The organism is Pseudomonas sp. NPDC077451 (assembly GCF_044543345.1).
In the GTDB taxonomy this organism is placed as follows: Bacteria; Pseudomonadota; Gammaproteobacteria; order Pseudomonadales; family Pseudomonadaceae; genus Stutzerimonas.
On record NZ_JBITVX010000031.1, the window covers coordinates 1 to 4,359 of the forward strand.

General features: G+C 55.9%; 4 protein-coding genes. 2 read left to right on the plus strand and 2 right to left on the minus strand.

Features of this window, described 5'->3' with window-relative positions:
* Positions 1–310 precede the first annotated feature (310 nt).
* Positions 311–1,501 (plus strand): protein-disulfide reductase DsbD family protein, encoded by a 1,191-nt coding sequence (locus ACIGHL_RS22680; RefSeq protein WP_017246246.1) that lies wholly within the window; start codon positions 311–313, stop codon positions 1,499–1,501.
* A gap of 17 nt (positions 1,502–1,518) precedes the next feature.
* Complete coding sequence (locus ACIGHL_RS22685) at positions 1,519–2,103, plus strand: protein-disulfide reductase DsbD domain-containing protein (protein ID WP_017246245.1); 585 nt, start codon at positions 1,519–1,521, stop codon at positions 2,101–2,103.
* A 157-nt stretch (positions 2,104–2,260) separates the two neighbouring features.
* Here ACIGHL_RS22685 and ACIGHL_RS22690 read toward each other — a convergent pair whose 3' ends face one another.
* Positions 2,261–3,508: a cytochrome P450 gene (locus ACIGHL_RS22690; RefSeq protein ID WP_023083086.1), complete on the minus strand. Its 1,248-nt coding sequence runs from the start codon at positions 3,506–3,508 to the stop codon at positions 2,261–2,263.
* A gap of 21 nt (positions 3,509–3,529) precedes the next feature.
* Positions 3,530–4,210 (minus strand): sterol desaturase family protein, encoded by a 681-nt coding sequence (locus ACIGHL_RS22695; protein ID WP_241509356.1) that lies wholly within the window; start codon positions 4,208–4,210, stop codon positions 3,530–3,532.
* Between the last annotated feature and the right edge of the window lie 149 nt (positions 4,211–4,359).

Below are 4,359 nucleotides of genomic sequence, written 5' to 3' on the forward strand. Positions count from 1 at the left end.
AATCGGCCCAAGAAACGCAGAATAAGGCCGGTAGGTTGAAAAAACCGGGTTGAAAAAGGGGGACGGTGAGAATTGGCTAATTGTTCAGCGTCTCCTTAATGTCATCTCAGCTCTTCGCGATGCCTGAAGCCGATGCGATAATCGTTACCGATAGCTGACGTTTGCCAATAACTCAAAGGACGGGGTCTATATGGAGAAGAGATATGAGCACTCAAAAAATCTGCTGTTTAAGTATGCAAGCAGCCAATGGCGGGGTCAGACCGGACGTTCCGGCCAGGAAGGGTGGGAAGGGGGTGGGAATAGCTGAGTGATGGATCAAATTCCCTCTTTACTCATCGCCGGCCAGCTCTTAATGGCGATAGTGGCAGGTTTGCTGCTCAACCTGACGCCCTGCGTTTTGCCTGCAATTCCCATTAAGGTCCGGACCATCTTACGAGAGGCGGGCAGCCAACGATCGCACCGCGTGCTGGCGGCATTGGCGTTCACCGCAGGAACGCTCGCGTTTTTCCTGACGTTGGGCGGACTGACCGCACTTCTGCAGTGGAGCTGGGGCACTTTGTTTCAGTCTGCGGTGTTCGTTGGTGTCCTTGTTGCCTTGATGGTCGGGTTTGCGGTGGTCACCTGGCTGGATTTGCCCATCCCGATCCCGGCGTTCGCCGCCTCGGTCCATGGCCGGCGCTACTTTGAAGCATTCGTATCTGGGTTATTGAGTGCGGTTTTGGCCGCACCCTGCGCCGGTCCTTTCCTTGGTGGAGTCCTAGCCTTTGCCGTTACCCAGCCGACGCCGGTAAGTATGGGGATATTCGGCAGTATCGGGCTGGGGTTGTCGCTGCCCTACGCAGCATTGATGCTCAAACCCGATTGGCTGAGCCGGTTGCCCAAGGCGGGGCCCTGGACCCTGGTCATTAGAGAAGTGCTCGCGTTGGTCTTGCTGGCCGCAGCCGTCTTTTTCAGCGCGAGCCTGGTGCCCAAAGCGGTTTATACCTGGCTATGGTGGTCTTGGCTGGCCCTGGTGCTGGCCTGGGGTGCCCGCCGTTTCGTCCAGGGTAATGGTACCGTGCGTGTGATCACCACAACGGCGGCAGGCCTTGCCCTTGCGATGACTGTGGAATTCGCATCCCCGCTGGGCAACAGCGAAGACGAACTCGTCTGGCAACCCTACTCCGCAAAACTACTGACGGAGACAAAAGCCCAGGGCACACCCTATTTGCTGGAGTTCACCGCCGACTGGTGCATCAACTGCAAGATACTTGAGCGCACGGTCTACCAGGAGGCCGCTGTGGCCGAAGCCGTGCGGCGCACCAAGATGGTGCCCATACAAGTTGACGTGACAGCGAGCAACCCAGAAAAAGATGCGCTATTAACTGCGACCGGCGGGCAGGCCTTACCCTTCGCAGTGGTTGTTGACCGTGACGACACCGTTATCGCCCGTTTCACGGGGCTTTTTGACACCGACAGCTTGGTCGAAGCTATCAATCGCACCGGAAACCCACAACCTTAGATACTGGAGACCCAATCATGGTGATTCGACAAAAAGGATTGCTAGCTGGAGTAGTGGTTTTTGCGATCGCGATCGCTGCGTTCATGTTGATCGACACCAACGGAAACAACCTCGACGCTGCCCAGACTGAACGTGCCGGTCTTGAAGTCCCGGTGCCGACCCGAGCAGGGTTGGCAAATTCCGCTGATAAGGTCCGCCTCACTGTTGCGGGAGGCGCCGCAGCAATGGCGGGAAAGACGGGTGATTTCGTTTTAACACTGAACATTCAACCGGGCTGGCATGTGAATGCAAATCCGGCCTCCATGGAATTCCTGATTCCCACCGTCGTCAGCTCTTCAGTCAACGGCCAGGCGCTTATAATCCCGACGCAGTACCCGCGCGGCCGGGTCAGTGACATTGTGCTGAGTGACACCGCCCTAGAGGTGTATGACGACGGTGCAAGTATTCGGCTGCGGCCCGACGAAAAACAGACCGCCGTGCTGGAAAAGGTAGGCAGGCTCGAAATGATTGTACGGGTGCAGGCCTGCAGTGACGAGGGCATTTGTCTGGCACCGACTGACCTGCCCGTTGCGCTGAATCTGGACGATACCAAGCGACAATAAGTCAGAACGGCCCTCGGAAATGACTCAATTGGGGAATGACTGTGAACAGCTTATTCTGAGTATTCCCCGATTGCCGTGGTTGCGCTGGGCAGCTCAACGCCATGCCCCACCGTTCATATCTTGAGATGGGCGAGACTCGCTTCGTTAAACACCAAACTTACATTGTGATTCGCGCATTCCGCATGACGAAGTGGCTTCGGGGCAGTGCCGGCAATCGGTCCCAGGTGATTGATAGATCCTGTTCGGGAACCTCATATTGGAGCGAGCGAGCCAGGAAGCGAACAGCAACGCTCATCAATGCGACGGCGACGCCTTCACCTGGACAGCGATGGTTAACATGCGGGTCGCCTGGTCCTTGTGGGATGAAGCAGTATGGCGACGGAGAGTTGGATCGAAAGCGCTCAGGCTTGAAACGATCTGCCTCCTCCCAGAGCTGGGAATCGTGATTGGTTCCGTATAAGTCCAGCAGGACTAAGGTGCCCCTGCCAAAGGCAAATCCTTCCCATAGAAAATCTTCTTTCACGCGAGCGCTGATCGCTGGGAAGAAGGGGTAGAAACGCCGCACTTCCTGCACAAAGCAACCTATATCTCTTTCATCTCCCGACTGCAGGTTTCTCAGACAGAACGGGTGCTTGTGCAGCGCTAGCGCTGCAAAGGTTATGAATACAGAGACGGCTACCGTCGGCCGCAGCAGATTTAGTAGTTCCACTGATGCGGTATGTAGATCCAACGGCTGTCCGTGCTGGTCCTTGTAATGGGCGATGCGTTCGAGAGGCGATTGCTCGGGTGTAGGGGGAGCGGCGCGAGTGGACTCGACGAGCTCTGCCGCCCATTGCTCCAATCGGCGACGTGCCTTCCGTGCCTGCCAGTGCTGCAGACCGATCGCGCCGGCGTGCTCATAGAGAGCTGCAAGATCTTGAGTCCATTGTTGAACATCTCTTTCAGCGATTGGAGCACCGGCCCAGTCGCATACGGTGCGGCATAGAATTTCGCGAGCAATCTCGTAGAGGACGATTGACTCACCGGGACGCCAAGTTCGCGCATACTCCCTCCAACGAACCTCGCTCAACTCTGCTAGTTCCTGCACGTTCGCGGGTGTGAGCACTCCCATGAAGAGGGCCTTTCGGTGACGATGCGCATCACCGTCCAAACCTTGGACACCGTCTTGTCCGAATAAGGTTTTTTGCAGTCGCTTGGGCGCAGCGTTCTGGCGAACGAATCGGTCAGGGTCGCAAATCAAGCGAGCAGCTTCGGCACCTGTTAGGCACAGAGTTTTCTGTAATATCAAGCGAGTTTGAAACACAGGCGATTGATGAAACTTACTGCGCGTGGAGATAAATCGGTAGGGATCTCGCAAAAAGGCCCAAGTACTGTCCAATCCGGTGTCACGCGGTATGTTTGGCATTGCTGACTCCACCCGTTCTAGCTACGTGTTGCGGATTTCATCCTGCTCTGAAGAATTGTGACCGGCCGGGTAAGCAGATGTTGGATGAACAGGATCAATAAATTGCCCGAAATAATTTCTGGGGTAGTCCTTTTCATGCAATCCAACCTCAGCCTCGCCCAGCTTCCCGGCGCTGTCGTAGAAGGTTCCAAACATCTGATCCCACACAGTTGAAAACTCACCGAAGTTGACCTGAGCGTCTTCGAAGTCGCGCTTATGGTGCCAACGATGGACCTCAGCAACCCCTAGCACATGCCGCAGCCAACCCACGCTGTAGTCCAGGTTCGAATGCTGAAAGGCCAGATGGACGGTTAGGATCCCAAACCACGTTGCGACTACGGCAGACGGAGCTCCAGATATGAGCAAAACCACCAGCCCCGGCCCGGCCATCAACGCCGCATGCAGAGGATGTCGACGTTCTCCGTTCATCCAGTAGAGCCGCTCAGCGCTGTGATGGATCATGTGAAAGCGCCACAGCCAATGCACCCGGTGGCTGATGCGGTGCATCACATACAGGCTCAAGTCGAGCACGGCGGCGACTAGTAGCAATTGCAGCCACAATGGGCTCTCGATCGGAAAGAGCCGAACCGAAGCCGGTACCGCATCGCCTAACTTAGCCAGAAATTCTGCAGTAAATTGAATGACAGACAGGTTCACCAGCATGTGCAGCAGATCCGTCAGGGTGTCCTGATGATCTTCCAGCCAGGCTCGCCGAAAGTAAGCGTCTAGCTAACTCACCTTGCGTATCTGTATCACAGGCTGCACGGGTAGCTGTATCACACGCTGAACGCTTACCGTGTATCACATCGTGA